The 19,038-nt window shown below is 57.1% G+C and carries 14 protein-coding genes; 7 read left to right on the top strand and 7 right to left on the bottom strand.

All coding sequences use genetic code 11. From position 1 onward, the window contains the following. Positions 1-23: 23 nt before the first annotated feature. Complete coding sequence (locus tag GHO25_RS01635) at positions 24-2,000, bottom strand: RHS repeat-associated core domain-containing protein (protein WP_372240914.1); 1,977 nt, start codon at positions 1,998-2,000, stop codon at positions 24-26. Positions 2,001-2,126: 126 nt separating this feature from the next. Then, positions 2,127-2,930 (bottom strand): hypothetical protein, encoded by an 804-nt coding sequence (locus tag GHO25_RS26445; protein ID WP_256677136.1) that lies wholly within the window; start codon positions 2,928-2,930, stop codon positions 2,127-2,129. A gap of 371 nt (positions 2,931-3,301) precedes the next feature. On the opposite strand from GHO25_RS26445, the gene mexE reads away from it, so the two are divergent. The 4 genes from mexE to GHO25_RS01655 all read left to right on the top strand — a co-directional run bounded on the left by mexE (position 3,302) and on the right by GHO25_RS01655 (position 10,502). Continuing rightward, positions 3,302-4,546, top strand: coding sequence for a multidrug efflux RND transporter periplasmic adaptor subunit MexE (gene mexE / locus GHO25_RS01640; RefSeq protein ID WP_048373348.1), 1,245 nt, complete (start codon positions 3,302-3,304; stop codon positions 4,544-4,546). 15 nt (positions 4,547-4,561) lie between these two features. Further along, a complete protein-coding gene (locus GHO25_RS01645; protein WP_048373350.1) occupies positions 4,562-7,741 on the top strand; it encodes an efflux RND transporter permease subunit in 3,180 nt (1,059 codons plus the stop codon). Then, positions 7,738-9,147: an efflux transporter outer membrane subunit gene (locus GHO25_RS01650; protein WP_048373352.1), complete on the top strand. Its 1,410-nt coding sequence runs from the start codon at positions 7,738-7,740 to the stop codon at positions 9,145-9,147. Before GHO25_RS01645 ends, GHO25_RS01650 begins: the two co-directional genes overlap by 4 nt. Before the next feature lie 296 nt (positions 9,148-9,443). Beyond that, positions 9,444-10,502, top strand: coding sequence for a lipopolysaccharide assembly protein LapB (locus GHO25_RS01655; protein WP_153389696.1), 1,059 nt, complete (start codon positions 9,444-9,446; stop codon positions 10,500-10,502). A gap of 26 nt (positions 10,503-10,528) precedes the next feature. Here the strand turns inward: GHO25_RS01655 and GHO25_RS01660 are convergent, their stop codons facing one another. From GHO25_RS01660 to GHO25_RS01680, 5 genes are all read right to left on the bottom strand, one after another. Further along, the gene (locus GHO25_RS01660; protein ID WP_048373356.1) at positions 10,529-10,906 is read right to left on the bottom strand and encodes a response regulator; all 378 of its coding nucleotides are present in this window, start codon (positions 10,904-10,906) and stop codon (positions 10,529-10,531) included. A gap of 65 nt (positions 10,907-10,971) precedes the next feature. Continuing rightward, entirely contained in the window at positions 10,972-12,168 is a 1,197-nt protein-coding gene (locus GHO25_RS01665; RefSeq protein ID WP_153389697.1) for a hybrid sensor histidine kinase/response regulator, read from the bottom strand. Next, positions 12,159-12,767, bottom strand: coding sequence for a chemotaxis protein CheB (locus GHO25_RS01670; protein ID WP_048373359.1), 609 nt, complete (start codon positions 12,765-12,767; stop codon positions 12,159-12,161). The genes GHO25_RS01665 and GHO25_RS01670 overlap by 10 nt, the downstream gene beginning before the upstream one ends. Continuing rightward, positions 12,764-13,579: a protein-glutamate O-methyltransferase CheR gene (locus tag GHO25_RS01675; RefSeq protein ID WP_178109939.1), complete on the bottom strand. Its 816-nt coding sequence runs from the start codon at positions 13,577-13,579 to the stop codon at positions 12,764-12,766. Before GHO25_RS01675 ends, GHO25_RS01670 begins: the two co-directional genes overlap by 4 nt. Further along, positions 13,580-17,056, bottom strand: a complete 3,477-nt coding sequence (locus GHO25_RS01680; RefSeq protein ID WP_153389698.1) for a response regulator — start codon at positions 17,054-17,056, stop codon at positions 13,580-13,582. 188 nt (positions 17,057-17,244) lie between these two features. On the opposite strand from GHO25_RS01680, the gene GHO25_RS01685 reads away from it, so the two are divergent. From GHO25_RS01685 to cobM, 3 genes are all read left to right on the top strand, one after another. Continuing rightward, positions 17,245-17,616 (top strand): response regulator, encoded by a 372-nt coding sequence (locus tag GHO25_RS01685; RefSeq protein WP_048389857.1) that lies wholly within the window; start codon positions 17,245-17,247, stop codon positions 17,614-17,616. Positions 17,617-17,671: 55 nt separating this feature from the next. Continuing rightward, complete coding sequence (locus GHO25_RS01690; protein WP_153389699.1) at positions 17,672-18,097, top strand: cobalamin biosynthesis protein; 426 nt, start codon at positions 17,672-17,674, stop codon at positions 18,095-18,097. 63 nt (positions 18,098-18,160) lie between these two features. Next, positions 18,161-18,907, top strand: a complete 747-nt coding sequence (cobM, locus tag GHO25_RS01695) for a precorrin-4 C(11)-methyltransferase (RefSeq protein ID WP_153389700.1) — start codon at positions 18,161-18,163, stop codon at positions 18,905-18,907. Positions 18,908-19,038 lie beyond the last annotated feature (131 nt).

Genomic DNA, 19,038 nt, shown 5'->3' on the forward strand with positions numbered 1-19,038 from the left:
AGCGGATTATACCGCTCGGTTCATTAGCGCCGATGGGGATCGCGGACACCGACTGCCCTGTAAGTACGGCCACCTGTGTGCTCAAGCATCAGCCGTACAGCGCCTCGCCTGGTTGACCCCGGATGACCATGTAAATCTGCAGACCACAGTCTGTCAGCATGACGATGCCAGTTAACCGCTGCAAAACGCCCCTCTTGCAAATGACCCAGGGTAATACCAATGCTTCGTCCTGCAGCGCCCTCCATTAAATGCGTTATCTGCGACTCGTCAATAATAAAGCGGGGCTCAGACGCTGCGGTCTCTTGCGAAGTGCTTTCACCGGAGGGCGCTGGCTGCTGTCTATTACCCAGTTTTTTTCTGGCCAGATGAGTAGCCGCTTGAGTTTCAAACTGGCTGACACTGCCCTGAGCGGACGAGGGACGAGAGGCTGGTGGCGCTGAAGTGCTTGCACGCTCCGAATCTCGAAGCTGAATAGTCCTGAATCCCATTCGCCTTAATTCACTTGGCGCAGGATCGCGCGCTCTATCACGTGCCTGTAGATTTTGCATCGCCAACGCGGAGCCAATATACGCATAGATACCTTCGTTATCCGGAGGACTGTAAACGACAGCAAGCCCTTCCCCTTGGTAACCCACACGATGGGTATAGATGAAATTAACCAGCCTGTTTGTCTCTTCTCTGCTCAACCCCCTTCGCTGTGCAGACTCCAGGAGGGTACCAGCGACCAATTGGGCGTATCTCTCCTCGCCTGTAACCGTGGGTTGCGATTGCTCAACTGTGCCACCCGCGCGCCAACTCATTAAACCTAACGCAAAACCCACCGCAGCACCGACCATTGCGCCCTCTCGTGGATAGCCTGATGCCCAGCCCAAGGCATACCCGATAAGGGTCAGTACGCCTGTAATTATTATTCTTCCAATAGCTTGACTGGACATCAGCCCCGCCGCGTCAGTGAAGGTGACGGGGTTATTACCGACCATTGCATACAGGTTAAGGCTGCCTACATCGCCTGCGGGGTCGGGGCTGATCCAGCGCATCAGCCAAGGCGCGTAATACCGGTAGCCGTAATAGTAAAGCCCGGTTGCATCACGTTCTTTGCCAGAGTAACGCACCGTCTTGAACCTGGCCTCGACCTGACTTTTTGCAGCCCACCAGGCTGTACCGCCAAACGGGTAATAGCCTTCCTGGCTCAGCAAGGCCGCCTGCTCGTCGAGTTCAAGGGTACTGCTGGCTGTCGCGTCCACAAGGCTGAAACGCAGTTGCTCGTCTGCAACCTCCGCAGGGCGTTGGTGTTCCCACACCAACGCCCTGACGCGTGTGAATCCGGCCTCAATCGACAGCACATTGAACGACTCGCCTGTGGCTTCATTACTGTGCAACTCAAGGCCTGGCAAATAGCGCACTTGCTCAACGTGCTGGCGGTTTTTAGCCAGGCTTGAGCGCCTCTTGAATACCCGCAGGCCTGCACCATCATAGCCATAGATTTCGTCGTCACTGCTCCCCTGCTCACGAACCACTTGCGTGACCCGCTGCAGTTGGTTGCGTGCATTCCAGCTCATGGCCTGGCCGCGCATGAGCAATTGCTGGTTGCCGTTTCTATCAAAACCCTTGAGCGGGTCAGCGTCCGAATCCAAACCATTGAGTACGCCGTGATTACTGTGCGCGGCGGTGTTGATGTGCTGGGTGTAGCCCTGGCCACTGGACGGCACGTGCTGCATCTGCACAAGATTGCCGCCCTCGTTGTACTGATAGTGGCGGGTGTAGTTACGCATCAGGCTGCTATCGGTTGAACCAAACTGCGCCAGGGCCGGTAACGCCGGACCTATCGCATGTTGCGCATTTTCGCGACCTGTCGCCTTGATCAACTGGTATAACGTGTCGTATTCAAAGCTGGCCGTGGCGTCGATTTTCGTATTGCTGGCCCACGTCGTGGGTTGCGCCGCATCACGGATACTGAGCACATTACCGACGCGGTCATAGGTGTAGGTCAGATCTTGCACAATGGCCTGGGTATTTCCCGGCTTGCGCGCTGTCAGCCTTAGCAAACGCCCATCGTGGGGCCTGTAGGTGGCTAGGGTCTGCACATTGTTGCCCGCACACTCTGACTCAACCTGGCCCTGTGCGTTCTAGGTGCGCAAGTCGAACAACCGCTTGCGCGTGCCGCTGCTGAACACCAATGAGGCCCCGGTAAACTCGCCCTCAGGCCCGTATAACGATTGCTGGCGATTACCCTTGGCATCCGTTTGCTCCACAAGACCACCCAACGCATCGTAGCGCCACGCACTGGTATGACACTCAGTCTCCAGTTGCGCCTTGCGCACATCGAGCTGCGCAGACCAGTCAAGCGCTTCCTCTGCCCGTAAAAACAGGCGGCCTTGTTGGGCAATGGCTCCCGATAACGCGTATTGCTCGTACAACACGCTACCGGCAGGATCATCGTGACGAATCAGTCGGCCACACTGGTTGCGCGCTGCATGCCGGGTGTTCATGGCGCCATATTCCAACCGCTCGGTGCAACGCTCGCGTGCGTCATCGTCGGCCTGTTCATACACGGCAACCGGCCTGAGAACAGCGTCAAATTCATAACGCTGCAGTGAGCCACGTGCATCCCAGACCGATAACAACTGACCCGCAATACCGCTCAATGCAATACGCCACCCGGCATCGATACTGTGGCTGCGCAAGACGCGCCCGCTCAAACTGTGCCGAAGGCGCTGATTGGCTTGCACCGCAGGGTCTGTCTCATGCAGGCGGTGCAAACGCGCATCCCACTGCTGTTGCAACTGGCCGCCGGCGCTAAACGTTTGTCTATGCACGCGCGCTTGGGGCTCATCCTGGGCTTGGGCGCGATGATAAGCCACCGTGCGCAGGGTTAAACCTCTGGGATCAAAGGCTGTCAATGACGGTGTGTGCTGATGTAACGAAGACATAAGAAATGACCTGTTTTACACAATGATTCAAAAAGCGTAGTGATCAGGTCATGTGCCAAGGTGGTCGTACAGCCAGCTTTATGTGTCTAAATGATTACGGTCATGTTGGCTACTGAGCCACGACCAAATGCACCGTGTTAAAGCCCTGCTGGCCTACAGCGAACAATCCTCATTCCGGTAATGCAGCGGACTTTCACCCTGTTCCAATACGAATTTAATTGATAGCTCACTCATAAAACGCGCAGGCTAGAGGGCTTGGATAAGCTTTGTATCATTCTGAATGATATTAACCTTCGCTGGGTTCGATTCGTGCCCCGGCGCGCGCGACAGCATTATCCCGCCCATCTCAATAGATTGGCGGACTCCCCCTCATGGAACAGTCACTGAAACATTTGCGCTTCCCACTCGCGGCCCTGGCGATCGTGGTGATGAGTGCATGCGGTAAAACTCCACAAGCGACTGCTCCTGCACCTGCTGCAAAAGTCAGTGTGGCCAAAGTGCTAGAGCAACCCGTGAACGAGTGGGACGAGTTCACCGGTCGCCTGGAAGCACCCGAAACCGTTGAAATCCGCCCGCGTGTGTCGGGCCAAATTGATCAGGTCGCCTTTACTGAAGGTGCCCTGGTCAAAAAAGGCGATCTGTTGTTCCAGATCGACCCGCGCCCGTTCCAGGCGGCTGTCCGTCAACTTGAAGCCGAACTCCAGCAAGCTCGCGCCAATGCCACCCGCAGTGAAAACGAAGCCCAGCGCGGCGAGCGTCTGCGTCAGAGCAACGCGATTTCCGCTGAACTGGCTGACTCGCGCAGCACCGCCTCCCAAGCCGCGCGCGCTGCCGTCGCCGCTATCCAGGCGCAACTGGATCTGGCCAAACTCAACCTGAGCTTTACCCGCGTCACCTCGCCGATCACTGGCCGTGTCAGCCGTGCCGACATCACCGCCGGCAACATCGTCACGGCGGATGTGACGCCACTGACTAGCGTGGTGTCGACCGACAAGGTGTATGCCTACTTCGATGCTGACGAGCGTGTGTTCCTCAAGTACAACCAGTTGGCACGCGATGGCAAGCGTGGCCAGACCACGCCGGTTTATCTTGGGCTGTCTAACGAAGAAGGTAACCCGCACTTGGGTCAGATGAACTTCGTCGACAACCAGGTCAACCCTAAAACCGGCACCATTCGTGGTCGCGCGGTGTTCGACAACACTGATGGCAGCTTCACCCCGGGCCTGTATGCGCGCCTCAAACTGGTCGGTAGCGGCACCTACGAGGCCGTGCTGATCAATGACGAAGCAGTCGGCACCGACTTGGGCAAAAAATTCGTATTGGTAATGGACGGTAATAACAACACCACCTACCGGGCCATTGACCTGGGGCCAAAAATCGAAGGCCTGCGCATTGTCCGCAGCGGTCTGAACAAAGACGACACCATTATCGTCAAGGGCCTGCAACGGGTGCGTCCTGGCTCGCCGGTGACCCCTGAAGTCATCCCGATGGCCAACGAACAAACCCTCGCCGCACTGGCGCAACAACGACACGCCCTGGAAGCCAGCAACCTGTTACCTGCAACGCCCGCAACCCCTGCGGCGAAGCTGGCCAGCGTTGCGACTCCTCGCGGTTAAGGGACGACAACTTCGATGAATTTTTCCCAGTTCTTCATTCAACGGCCGATTTTCGCTGCCGTACTTTCGCTGTTGATTTTGATTGCGGGCGGCATTTCGCTGTTCCAGTTACCGATCAGCGAATACCCGGAGGTCGTACCGCCAACGGTGGTAGTGCGCGCCAACTTCCCGGGGGCCAACCCTAAAGTGATCGGTGAGACCGTGGCGGCTCCACTGGAGCAGGCCATCACCGGTGTTGAACACATGTTGTACATGTCTTCGCAATCCACCGCTGACGGCAAACTCACGCTGACCATTACCTTCGCCCTGGGCACTGACCTGGACAACGCGCAGGTGCAGGTGCAAAACCGTGTAACCCGCACCGAGCCCAAGTTGCCCGAGGAAGTGACGCGTATCGGTATTACGGTAGACAAAGCGTCGCCCGACCTGACCATGGTGGTGCACTTGACCTCACCGGATCAGCGCTACGACATGCTCTACCTGTCCAACTACGCGATCCTTAACATCAAGGATGAGCTGGCCCGTCTGGGCGGTGTGGGTGACGTGCAGTTGTTCGGCATGGGCGATTACTCGTTGCGTGTGTGGCTTGATCCGAACAAAACCGCTTCGCGCAATTTGACCGCCACTGACGTGGTCAACGCCATTCGCGAACAGAACCGCCAGGTAGCAGCCGGTGCACTGGGTGCGCCCCCTGCCCCGAACGCCACCAGCTTCCAGCTGTCGGTGAACACCCAAGGCCGTCTGGTGACCGAGGAAGAGTTTGAGAACATCATCATTCGCGCAGGCGATGACGGTGAAATCACTCGTTTGAAGGACATTGCCCGGGTTGAATTGGGCTCAAGCCAGTACGCCTTGCGCTCCTTGCTCAATAACCAGCCCGCAGTCGCGATCCCGATTTTCCAGCGTCCTGGCTCGAACGCCATCGATATCTCGAACGAAGTTCGCGCGAAGATGGACGAGTTGAAGAAGAGCTTTCCGCAGGGCATGGACTACAGCATCGTGTATGACCCGACGATCTTCGTTCGTGGTTCTATCGAGGCGGTGATTCACACCCTGTTCGAAGCACTGATTCTCGTGGTGCTGGTGGTGATCCTGTTCCTGCAGACCTGGCGCGCCTCGATCATTCCCTTGGCGGCGGTGCCGGTGTCGTTGATCGGTACCTTTGCGGTCATGCACATGTTCGGCTTCTCGCTGAATGCCCTGTCGCTGTTCGGTTTGGTACTGGCCATCGGTATCGTGGTCGACGATGCCATTGTGGTGGTGGAAAACGTGGAGCGAAACATCGAGCTTGGGCTCGAACCGGTAGAAGCCACCAAGCGCGCCATGCGCGAAGTGACCGGCCCGATCATCGCCACAGCGCTGGTACTGTGCGCCGTGTTTATTCCGGCTGCGTTTATCTCCGGGCTGACCGGGCAGTTCTATAAACAGTTCGCGTTGACCATTGCCATCTCGACGGTCATCTCGGCCTTCAACTCGCTGACCCTGTCGCCAGCACTGGCAGCAGTATTGCTTAAAGGCCATCACGCGCCCAAAGACCGTTTCACGCGGGTTCTGGACAAGCTATTCGGTGGCTGGTTGTTCCGCCCGTTCAACCGGTTCTTTGAACGTGCCAGCCACGGCTATGTTGGCACTGTTGCCCGGGTTATCCGCAGCAGCGGTATCGCCTTGCTGGTGTACGCAGGGCTGATGGTGCTGACCTTCTTTGGCTTCGCCCATACGCCGACCGGTTTCGTGCCGGGGCAAGACAAGCAGTACCTGGTGGCCTTCGCTCAACTGCCGGATGCGGCGAGCCTTGACCGTACCGAAGATGTGATCAAGCGCATGTCCGACTTTGCCCTCAAGGAACCGGGCGTTGCCAACTCCATCGCCTTCCCGGGTCTGTCGATCAACGGTTTCACCAACAGCCCCAACAGCGGCATCGTGTTCGTGGCACTCAAGGACTTTGACCAGCGCAAAGACCCAAGCCAGTCGGCTGCTGCCATTGCAGCAACCCTGAACGCCAAGTTCGGTGGCATTGAAGAAGCCTACATTGCGATCTTCCCGCCGCCGCCTGTGCAAGGTCTGGGGACCATTGGCGGTTTCCGTCTGCAAGTCGAAGACCGTGGTGGTCTGGGCTATGAGGCGCTCTATAAAGAAGTACAGAACGTCATCGCCAAAAGCCACAACGTGCCAGAACTGGCCGGCCTGTTCACCAGCTACACCGTGAACGTGCCGCAAGTAGACGCCGCAATCGATCGTGATAAAGCCAAGACCCACGGCGTGGCCGTCAGCGACATCTTCGACACCCTGCAGGTGTATCTGGGTTCGTTGTATGCCAACGACTTCAACCGCTTCGGTCGTACCTATCAGGTGAACGTTCAGGCCGAGCAACAGTTCCGCCTCGAACCCGACCAGATCGGCCAGTTGAAAGTGCGTAACAACAAAGGCGAGATGATCCCGCTGGCGACCTTCATCAAGGTCAGCGACACCTCGGGCCCGGACCGCGTGATGCACTACAACGGCTTTATCACTGCCGAAATCAACGGTGCTGCGGCCCCAGGCTACAGCTCGGGTCAGGCTGAAGCAGCCATCGACAAACTGCTCAAGGAAGAACTTCCGAACGGCATGACGTACGAATGGACCGACTTGACCTATCAGCAGATCCTGTCTGGCAACACCGCGCTGTTCGTGTTCCCGCTCTGCGTATTGCTGGCCTTCCTGGTACTGGCGGCTCAATACGAAAGCTGGAGCCTGCCACTGGCGGTGATCCTGATCGTACCGATGACCTTGCTGTCGGCCATCACCGGGGTGATTGCCTCGGGGGGTGACAACAACATCTTTACCCAGATCGGCTTGATCGTACTGGTGGGCCTGGCGTGTAAAAACGCGATTCTGATCGTCGAATTTGCCAAGGACAAACAAGCCGAAGGCCTCAGCCCGCTGGCTGCGGTGCTGGAAGCCTGCCGTCTGCGTCTGCGTCCGATCCTGATGACCTCCATCGCCTTCATCATGGGTGTGGTGCCGCTGGTGCTGTCCACTGGCGCGGGTGCTGAAATGCGCCATGCGATGGGTGTTGCAGTGTTCTCCGGGATGCTCGGTGTGACCTTCTTCGGCCTGCTGCTGACACCTGTGTTCTATGTGTTGATCCGCAACTATGTTGAGCGCAGTGAAGCGCGCAAAGCGGCGCGGCACCTCAAGTTGGAGTCGCAACAATGAGCCTCAAAGTTTTCCTTCCCAGCCTTCTGGTGCTGGCCCTGAGTGCTTGCGCCGTTGGCCCGGACTACAAAACCCCGGCCACCGAGCCTGCACAGATCAGCGCTGATAACCTCAAGGGCTTTGACCGGGCACATTTTCAAGGGATCTGGTGGCAGCAGTTCGACGACCCGACCCTGAACAAGCTGGTCGCTCAGTCGCTGGCAGGCAACCGTGAGTTGCGCGTGGCCTTTGCCCGTCTGCGGGCAGCCCGCGCCATTCGTGATGACGTCAGCACAGAAACCATGCCGACCATCACCAGCCGTGCCAGCAGCGATGTAGGCAAGGGGCAAGTGCCGGGCACTACTGAAAAGCGCGTCAACAGTGAGCGCTACGATTTGGGCCTGGACATGGCCTGGGAAGTCGACCTGTTTGGCCGTATCCAGCGTGAGCTGGAGGCCAGCGATGCCGACGAACAGGCCGCAGCAGCAGACCTGTATCAGTTGCAAGTGACCATGATTGCCGAGTTGGTTGACGCTTACGGCGAACTGCGCGGCGCACAATTGCGTGAACATATCGCCCTGGAGAACCTGAAAAACCAGCAGGACTCCAAGGCCATCACTGTCAGCCTGCGTGATGCTGGCGTCGGCGATGAACTCGACGTGGTGCGCGCCGATGCCCGGCTTGCGGCGGTTGAGGCCAGCGTGCCGCAACTGCAGGCCGAACAAGTGCGTGAGCGCAACCGTATCGCCACGCTGTTGGGTGAGCGCCCTGAAAACCTCAGCGTTGATCTGAGCCCGGCGCAACTGCCTGCCATCGCCAAGGCCTTGAACATCGGCAACCCCGGCGACTTGCTGCAACGTCGCCCGGACATTTTGAGCGCCGAACGCAAGCTGGCAGCTGCTACGGCCCGGATTGGCGTGGCCAAGGCGGATTTGTTCCCGCGTGTCAGCCTCAGCGGCTTCCTGGGCTTTACCGCCGGGCGTGGTTCGCAGATCGGTTCGGCGGCGGCCAATGCCTGGGCTTTGGGCCCGAGCATTACCTGGCCTGCGTTTAACCTGGGCAGCGTGCGGGCACGTTTGCGTGGTGCCAACGCAGAGGCCGATGGCGCGCTGGCCAACTACGAGCAGCAAGTGTTGCTGGCTCTGGAAGAGTCTGAAAACGCGTTCAGTGACTACGGCAAACGTCAGCAGCGCTTGGTCTCGTTGATTCGTCAAAGCGAAGCCAGCCGCACCGCCGCCGACCTGGCAGCGATTCGCTACCGCGAAGGCACGGTGGATTTTCTGGTCTTGCTGGACGCCCAGCGTGAGCGCCTGGCGGCTGAAGACAGCCAGGCCCAGGCAGAAGTTGATCAGTTTCGCGGTGTAGTGGCGATCTACAAAGCCCTGGGCGGTGGCTGGCAAGCCGAGACCGTCGCTAGCGTGCAGTGAAGTAAAGAGCTCCTTTGGTTGGCCGCAACCAACCAATTTTTAGCCCCGCGCTCTTTCGGTCGCGGGGCTTTTTTTTGTATTGCATGTGCGCCTGACTGTAGTAGCTGACGAGGAACGAAGGCTGCGATGGGTTGCGCAGCGACCCTGCTGTTGAGTCTAAAGCGAAGCTCCTGCGGACCTTATCGCAGCCTGCGGCAGCGACTACAGTTTTCAGGTCAATTGCTCTTCTGGTTTGACTCAAGCCCTCTACTGTCCCAATCTTGCACTTCATACGCACGACTGTTACTGGATTTTGCATGTCTCAGCCTCGCCGTTACCTGGTTGTAAGCCTCCTGTCTGCTCTGATCGCAGTGGGCCTTTGGTATTGGATGCGCCCTGCTCCGGGCACCGCGCCGTCAAACACGATCAATCACAGCTATTCGTCCGCCCTGGAACAAGCCCATAACGGGCAGCCGGGGGCAGCCAGGGTGCTGTATCAGCAACTGGCACGCACTGATCTTTCCGATATTCGCCGCGCCAGCCTGCATGCCGAGCTGCCTAACTATCCGAGCCCGCAAGCACTGAAGCTGGCCGATGCCGACTTGCAAAACCCGTCACCACTGGTGCGCAAGGCCGCGATACAAAGTATTTCGGGGCTGGTGCCCAATGCTCAGCGCACGTTGCTGCTTGGCCCGCTGCTGGATGACCCCGAGCAAAGCGTTCGCTTTGCCGCCGCCAGCGCCCTGCTGGGCTTGTCTCCTGATGAGCAAGGTCTGTATTTCGGCCCGCTGCAGCAAGTCATCGACGAGTACGAGCGTACGCTCAAGACGCAACCCGACGACCCGCAAGCCCAAGGTCAGCTCGCACGTTTGTATTTGCATGAAGGGCAACTGGACGAGGCGCAGGCAGCACTGGAAAAATTCCTGGCGCTGGACCCGGAGAATCTCAAGGCTGTGGTGGCGCAGATTGATCTGCTGGATAAACGCGGCAAAACCGATCAAGCCCGTGAACTGCTGGCCAATCAGCTTAAAGCCCACCCCGACTCGGCGTATCTGCAACACGCACTGGGGATTTGGTTGCTTAATCACGGGCAAACCGAATACGCGTTGTTGGGGCTGGCCAAAGCCGTTGAGCTGGAGCCGGACAACAGCGAGTACCGCTATAAGCTCGCTATTGCCTTGCATGAGCTGGAGCAACTGGAACCGGCGCAGCGTCAGTTGGAAGAGTTGCTGCAACGCCAGCCCGCCAATCGCAAGGCGCGTCTGTTGTTGATTCGCTACTGGAAAGAGGCCGGTCAACTACAGAATGTACAGGTGCTGCTGGCGCAACTGGAGCAGCTAAATCCTGACGATCCAGCACTGCAACAAGGGTTGTAGGCGCGCTGCGCGCAAGCTGCAAGCAATTAGGCGAGCAGTTTCTGGATTTGTGCTTGCAAGGTGTCGAGGTCGAAGGGTTTGGCCAAAATCGGGGCAGTGAGGGTGATCGGGCTGCCGGTGTCACGGATTTCTGCCGGATAACCGCTGATAAAAATCACCTTCAGGTCCGGTCGCAGCTTCACTGCAGGCTCGGCAATCTGCACGCCTGATATCCCGCCCGGCAAACGGAAGTCCGTAACCATAAGGTCCAGGTGCGGTTTGGTGGCTAAAATCGCAAACGCCTGCTCGCCGTTTTCGGCCTGCAATACCCGGTAGCCTTCGCCTGACAGGTAAGCACTGAGGATCATCAGGATCGATGGATCGTCCTCGACAATCAAAACAACATCTTGCGCATCTTCACTCATGGGAAACCTTAATCCGAACTTTGCTGCCATTACGACCGCAGCCACGGCCATAGGTTGCGACCAATTTATGTCTTTTGTACCAGCGGCAGGCAGACTTTGAACAAAGCGCCCTCACCTAACTCACTGCTCACTTCTATTTTGCCACTGTGGGCCGCAACAATCTGTTCCGAAATAAATAAGCCCAACCCCAGGCCCGAAACAACATGGCTGCCAGCTACCCGTTCAAACTGCTGGAAAATGCGCTGCTGATTCTCCTGGCTAATGCCAATACCCTGATCACGTACTTGCACCACGGCATACCCCTCTTCGCGGTACACCGCCACATCAATTGGCTTCTGTGCACCATAACGCAGGGCGTTGGTGAGCAAGTTGGAAATCACCTGCTCGATTCTGAATTCATCCCACTGCCCCACCACCGGCTGCGCCGAACTGAAGCTGATGCTCGCTTGCGCTGCACTGATCTGGGGCGAAAACACCTCAAGCAAATTGGCAACCAACTGTGACAAATCGAATTCCGACGGCCTGATTGACAGCTTGCCTGTGCGAATCCGTGATACGTCCAGCATGTCTTCAATCAGCCGGATCAGGCTTTGGATCTGCCGCTCGTCGCGGTCAACCATGGCCGCCAGCTTGTCCTTAGTGAACGCTGCCGTGTTGTCCCGCGCCAGGTGCATCTTGCGCAGCTGGGTTTCGAGGATCAGCCCGTTCAGCGGCGTGCGGACCTCATGGGAGACAATCGACATAAAGTCGTCACGCATGCGCACCGCATGCTCCAGTTCAACCTGTGTCTGTTGCAATTGCGCGAGCAGCACTTCTTGCTCGCGGCGGCTTCGCTCCAGCGCTTCGACCTGTCGTTGCACCGCTTTGCTTTGCCGGTACAGGTCGACAAATACGTTGACCTTGCTTTTAACCGCGTGAATGTCCAAAGGCTTATGCAAGAAGTCGACCGCCCCGCTCTCATACCCCTTGAACGCGTAGTTCATCTCCCGACCGGCGGCACTGACGAACACAATCGGAATATTTTTGGTGCGATCGGTCCCGCGCATCATCTCGGCCAATTCAAAACCGTTCATGCCCGGCATCTGCACGTCCAGAATCGCCATTGCAAACTCATGTTGCAGCAACAACGAAAGCGCCTCGTCCGCAGACAAGGCTTTATAGACGATTCGGTCATCGCGTTGGATCAAGGCTTCAAGCGCCAACAGATTCTCTGGCAAATCGTCGACGATCAGCAGCTTGGCTTGAATATCACTTAGTGGCATTCGATTCGTTCCAGCTCAACAAGCAAACGGGCAATACCCTTCAAACTCAGGATGCGGTCCGGTTGGCAACGCTCCAGCGCCGCAAGCGGCATGGTGGGTACCCAGGCTTCTTCAGGGTCCTGGACGACCGTCAGGCCGCCCAGCTGTTTGACTGTGGCCAACCCCTGCGCACCATCCTGATTGGCGCCCGTGAGTAATATCGCAGCCAGGGTGTCTTGGTACACATCGGCTGCGGATTCAAAAAGGTAATCAATCGAGGGGCGTGAATAATGCACCCGCTCCTCTCGACTCAATGAAAAACTGTGATCGTGCTCCACCGACACGTGGTAACCCGGCGCCGCGAAATACAACGTGCCCGACGCAATCGGCTCTTTGTCCTCTACTTCCTTGACCGGTATCTCCAAACGTCGGTCAAACACAGCAGCCAACTGGCTGCGACGTTCGTCGGGCATGTGCAAGACGACGATGATCGGTAGCCTGAAACCGGGCTTCAAATCAGCAAAGATCGCCAGCAACGCCTCGACGCCCCCCGCAGAAGCCCCAACAACAATGGCCTGAACAGGGCGCAGTCCGGTGATTGCGATGTCTTGGACTGTCATAGCTTGCGATAGATCCGTTCTTGCTTGAGCAAAGGCGAAAATTGTTTGCTGTAATCGGAAAAATCCAGGGTTTCTTTGCTACCCAGCATCAAGAAGCCCCGATGACAGAGCGACTCAGCGAACAAACCAAAGGCTCTGTTTTGGAGATTTTTATTGAAGTAAATCAATACGTTACGACACGAAATTAAATTAGTTTCTGAGAATACACTGTCTGTCGCCAGACTGTGATCAGCAAAGGTCACGTTTTCACGCAGGCTCTTGTCAAAAATCGCGTAGTCATAAGCCGCCGTGTAGTAATCGGCAAATGAGCGCTGCCCCCCGGCCTTTTGGTAGTTGTGGGTGTAGGCACGAACGTTTTCCAGGGAAAAGATCCCTTGCTTGGCTTTTTCAAGCGAGCGCGGGTTGATGTCAGTGGCATAAATGATGGTGCGATCGAGCAGCCCTTCCTCACGCAGCAAGATCGCCATCGAGTACACCTCTTCGCCGGTACTGCACCCCGCGATCCAGATTTTCAGCGACGGATAGGTCTTGAGAATCGGCACCACCTCCTGGCGAATGGCCATAAAGTGCTCAGGGTCACGAAACATCTCACTCACCGGAATCGTCAGCAGTTGCAGCAACTGCATGAACACGGCCGGGTCATGCAGCACCCGCTCCTGCAAGGCCGAGATGGTCTTGCAGTCGAACTGGCGCACTGCATGCAGCACCCGGCGCTTGATCGATGCGCCGGAGTAGTCTCGAAAGTCATAGCTGTACTTGAGGTAGATCGCCTCAATCAGCAGCCGTATCTCGATGTCGGTGTTTCGTAGCACTTAGAGTCGTTCCATTTTCGGTAGCCATACCCGGATCAACGAAAACAGTCGATCCAGATCAATCGGTTTAGCCAGGTAATCGTTGGAACCCGCTTGCAGGCAGCGTTCCTGATCGTCCTTCATCGCCTTGGCCGTGACCGCAATGATCGGCAGCTTGCGCCAGCGCGGGTTCTTACGAATTTCAATGGTGGCCTCATAGCCATCCATCTCCGGCATCATCACGTCCATCAGCACCAAGTCGATGTCGTCGACCTCATTCAAACGCTCGATCGCCTCGCGGCCATTACGCCCGATGACGACGATTGCGCCCTTGTGCTCCAGCGCGCTGGTGAGGGCGAAAATGTTCCGCACGTCGTCATCAACCAGCAGAATCTTGCGCCCTTCGAACACTTTGTCGCGGCTGCGTGCCGTCTTGAGCATCGTTTGACGCTCATGGGACAACTGAGATTCAACTTTGTGCAGAAATAATGTCACTTCGTCCAGCAAACGCTCAGGCGAACGGGCGCCTTTGATGATGATCGAACGTGAGTATTTGCGCAGTTCGGCCTCTTCGTCGCGGGTCAGATTGCGCCCGGTGTAGACAATGACGGGCGGGAACGAGCAGATGTCTTCGGTAGACATACGCTTGAGCAGGTCGTTGCCCAGCATGTCCGGGAGCTTGAGGTCGATGATCATGCAGTCGTAGATGTTACTGCGCAGCAGATCAAGTGCCTCTTGAGCAAAACCCACGGCGGTGATTTCAATGTCATCGTCGCCGATCAGGCGGGAAATACTGTCGCGTTGCAGGTCATCGTCTTCGACCAGCAATATCCGTTTGACCTTCTGCGTGAGCTTGGCTTCAAGGCGGGCGAAGACATCTTTGAGTTCCTCGCGGGTGGTCGGTTTGACCGCGTAGCCCACGGCGCCCATGTGCATGGCGGCTTCAACCCGGTCTTCGACAGAGATCACGTGCACCGGGATATGCCGGGTGGCGGCCAGGGCTTTCAAGCGCTGCAGTACGGTCAACCCGGAGTGATCGGGCAAGCGCATGTCGAGCAGAATGGCGTCGGGAATAAACTGCGCCGCCAGGCTGAAGCCTTCGTCAGCACCGTGGGCGACCAGGCAGCGATAGCCCAGTTCGTGGGCCAGATCGTAGAGGATGTGCGCAAAATTAGGCTCATCTTCAATCACCAGAATGCAGCGCGTGCTGAACGGTGCTTGTTCGCGGTCGTCCATGAAGCGCGGGATATTCAGCGGCACATCCGGCGCCTGTACCGGCAACGCCTTGGCAGGCAATGTCTGTGGCACGCGCGGGGCATTGACAGGAGCCTCTACGGGCAGTTCGGCGTCTTCGACGAACTGTACGGGCATGATTAAGGTGAAGACGCTGCCCTGCCCCGGCTCGCTGCTGACACTGATAGAGCCGCCAAGCAAGGTCGCCAGATCCCGCGAGATCGACAAGCCAAGGCCGGTGCCACCATATCGGCGGTTGGTAGTGCCATCTGCCTGACGGAACGCTTCAAAAATGCTCTCTTGCTGCTCGGCCGCAATGCCGATGCCGGAGTCTTCAACGGCAAATGCAATGGCATTGCCCGAATGACGCGACACCGTCAGGCTGACCCGGCCTTTTTCGGTGAACTTGACCGCGTTGGACAGCAGGTTCTTGAGAATTTGCTCCAGGCGCTGGCTGTCGGTGTAGATCAACGCGGGGGTGCCAGGCTGCAAGTCGACGCGCAACTCCAGCGACTTGTCACTGGCCAACGGCTGGAACACCCCGCGTATGCCATCGAGCATCCGCGCCACGCTGGTGTTTTCGGGGCGCACCTCAAGCTTGCCGGCCTCGACCTTGGATATATCCAGAATGTCATTGATCAGGTTGAGCAAATCGTTGCCTGCCGAATAGATCGACTCGGCAAATTTGACTTGCTCACCCGTGAGGTTCTGCTGCGGGTTCTCCGACAACAGTTTGGCCAGAATCAGCGAGCTGTTAAGCGGTGTGCGCAGCTCGTGGGACATGTTGGCGAGGAATTCCGACTTGTACTTGCTTGAACGCATCAGCTCATCGGCACGCTCTTCGAGCTGCTCCTGAGCCTGGTTCAGCTCGGTATTCTTGCGGTCCATGGCATCACGCTGCTCTGCCAGGGCCTCGTTGGTCTGTTCGAGCTCTGCTTGCTGCGCCTCAAGGCTGGTCTGCGACTTTTTAAGAATGCGCGACTGCTCTTCCAGCTCTTCGTTGGCGGTCTTGAGTTCTTCTTGCTGCACTTGCAGTTCTTCATTGAGCTGCTGGGTCTCTGCCAGCACTTCTTGCAGGCGCTGACGGTAACGCGCGGCCTCAATCGAGGTGCCGATGTTGTCTGCGATCAAGTCGAACAGCTCGATGTCACGGTCTTCCAGCGGGCGAAGAAAGCCCAGCTCAATCACCCCGTTAACCCGGTCATCGTCGCTGGTCGGCACCACCAGCACACTGCGAGGCGCGCCCTCACCCAGCCCGGAGCTGACTTTGAAGCAGTAGTCCGACGGCACATCGTCCAGACGGATCAACTGATCCTGGAACGCGGCTTGCCCGACAATCCCTTCGTCATTGTGAATCACCTCGTTGCGCGCTTCTTGCTCACGAGAGAATCCATAGCTGGCGATGCGGCGCAAGCCGCCGTGATCTTCACGCACATACACTGCGGCAACGACCGTGCCCAGGTACTGCGCGCAGAACTGCAGGATATTGCGGCCCAGCATGTTCAGCGTGAGGCGGCCAAGCACCTGCTCGGCCAGTTCGGTCTGCCCGTTACGCAGCCAGGCTTGTCGTTCAAGACGCTCAGCAGCCTTAACCTGCAACTCGAAGTTGTTTTGGTAACTCTTTGAAAGATTGAGTAAATCTCTTCGGCCGACATATGCCAAAAAACCGCTCAGGCCCAACACGAACAGCAAATAAAGCCCGACGCAGACGAAGGTAGTCGTACTGGCTTCGTTATTGCGAGCCACCCTCAACTGTTGCTCCAGCTGGATGAAATCGTCATATTCCTGACGGATCTGGTCAGTCAGGCTTTTGCCCCTGCCAGACTGCACCGCTGCACGATAATCGCCACTCTGACGGCGCAAATCGACCATGGACTGGGCATAAGAGGCCCATTCGTTCTGCAGCGCCGCGATGCGCTTGAGACGATCAACTTGCTGGGGGTTATCACTGACCAGTTCTTGCAACCCCTGGATCTGCGCAAGTACTTGCGGTTTGGCCACCGCGTAAGGGTCAAGAAAATGCTCATCGCCGGTAATCAGAAACCCGCGCATGCCGGTTTCCAGATCAACTGTCAGCCTGATCGCTTCATTGGTGTTGCTGATGACACGATCGCTGTGCTCGACCCATTTAAGGACTGACAGTAAATAGCTGATCATCACCACGAACAGCACTGCACTCATCACACCGACTGCCAAAGGCAAACCAACGTTACGACTCAACAGTTTGCGAAAACTTTGCTCGTCAATGGATGCAGGTGAGTTCATTTGTCTGGCCTGTGGACGTAAAAATTAGTGAGAGTTTGAAGGAATACCGCGAAATAGTTCAGCTTTCTTGCACCTTAGTAGGATTTTTCTTACAAAAAACCGTACTTTGCTGGTGCTCAAGGCTATTCTTACCGGCCAGATGCCAGTGTGAAGGGTCCTGGATTTAAATTTTTATCGAGATCATGAATATGTCCGCAACGCCCTCCACCATTCTTGTAGTCGAAGACGACGCCATTGTTCGTATGCTGATCGTTGACGTGCTTGAAGAGTTGGAGTTCAACGTGCTTGAAGCCGATGGCAGCGAGTGCGCAATGGCGTTTCTTGAAGACAAAGGCCAGCGCATTGACTTGATGATGACCGATGTCGGGCTACCCGGCATGGACGGCCATGCACTGGCTTGCAAAGCCCGTGAACTGTACCAGCAACTGCCGATTCTGTTTGCCAGCGGCTACGCCGAGACCCTCACTGTGCCTGAGGGCATGGCCGTCATTGGCAAGCCCTTCTCTATTGATCAGTTGCGCGTCAAGGTAAAGAGCATGTTGGTCCAGACGCAAAGTTGACAGGCTAAACGCACCTCAACAACACTGCGCACCTCGTTTTGGCTCTGGAACAGTGATGCCGCCTGCCACACACACCGCTTGCGCGATTATTGGCCTGGGATGCCGCCAGGGGTGCACTTGCGAGGATTTATTGGCATTGGTTGAGCAATCTCTCGACAAGGCCGGGCTCACATTAGGCGCTGTCCAGGGCATCGCCAGCATCGACCTCAAGCGAGAAGAACCGGGACTTATCGAACTCTGCAGGCGGCTGAACCTGCCTTTTAATGTGTTCAACGCCGATCAGCTTGCCCCCTATGCCTCACAGCTCAGTCAGCGCTCCAAGGTTGTTTTCGAGCAAACCGGGTGCTGGGGTGTGGCCGAAAGTGCCGCATTGGCACTGGCCGAACAGCTGGGTGGCGCAGGCGCAACACTGCTTGTGACACGCCAGGCGTCCTCAGTGGCAACCTTTGCATTGGCCTGCACAGGGCAAATAACGCGATAATCCCCCGCCTCACTATGAGCGTTCTTCACGAACGGCTCTATTTCGACCTTTTCAGAGACTGCCATGACTGTTTACTTCATCGGTGCCGGGCCCGGCGACCCAGAGCTGATTACCGTCAAAGGCCAGCGTTTGATCCGTACCTGCCCGGTGATTATTTATGCCGGCTCGCTGGTGCCCACTGCCGTACTGGACGGCAATCGCGCTGAGCAGATCATCAACAGCGCTGAACTGCACCTTGAGCAAATCATCGATCTGATAAAAAGCGCCGACGCCAAAGGTCAGGACGTGGCCCGCGTGCACTCGGGTGATCCGAGCCTGTATGGCGCCATTGGCGAGCAAATTCGCTGCCTGCGTGAGCTGGGCATCGCCTTTGAAATCATTCCGGGCGTGACCGCCACCGCAGCATGCGCAGCCATACTGGGCGCCGAGCTGACGCTGCCGGACATCTCGCAAACAGTGATCCTGACCCGTTACGCGGAAAAAACCGTAATGCCGCCCGGTGAGGAACTGGCCAGCCTGGCGCAGCACGGCACGACCATGGCGATTCATCTGGGGGTTAAAAACCTTGAAAGCATCGTTCGCGAACTGCAGCCGCATTACGGCAGCGACTGCCCGATTGCCGTGATTCACCGCGCCAGTTGGCCGGACCAGGATTGGGTACAAGGCACCCTTGAGGACATTCAGGCCAAAGTACAGGCCAAGGGATTCAGGCGCACCGCGTTGATTTTGGTCGGCCGTGTACTGGCCAGTGACAGCTTTGCCGAGTCCTCGCTATACCGGGCCGGGCATGCGCATTTGTATCGACCCTAAGAACCCAAACCTGTAGGAGCGAGCTTGCCTCGCGATCTTTTAAGATCAACAGATCGCGAGGCAAGCTCGCTCCTACAAAGAAAATGCATAAAAAACGGTGCTCACGGGGCACCGTTTTTTTATTCACATCG

The organism is Pseudomonas sp. FSL R10-1350 (assembly GCF_009600525.1).
Lineage (GTDB): Bacteria > Pseudomonadota > Gammaproteobacteria > Pseudomonadales > Pseudomonadaceae > Aquipseudomonas > Aquipseudomonas helleri.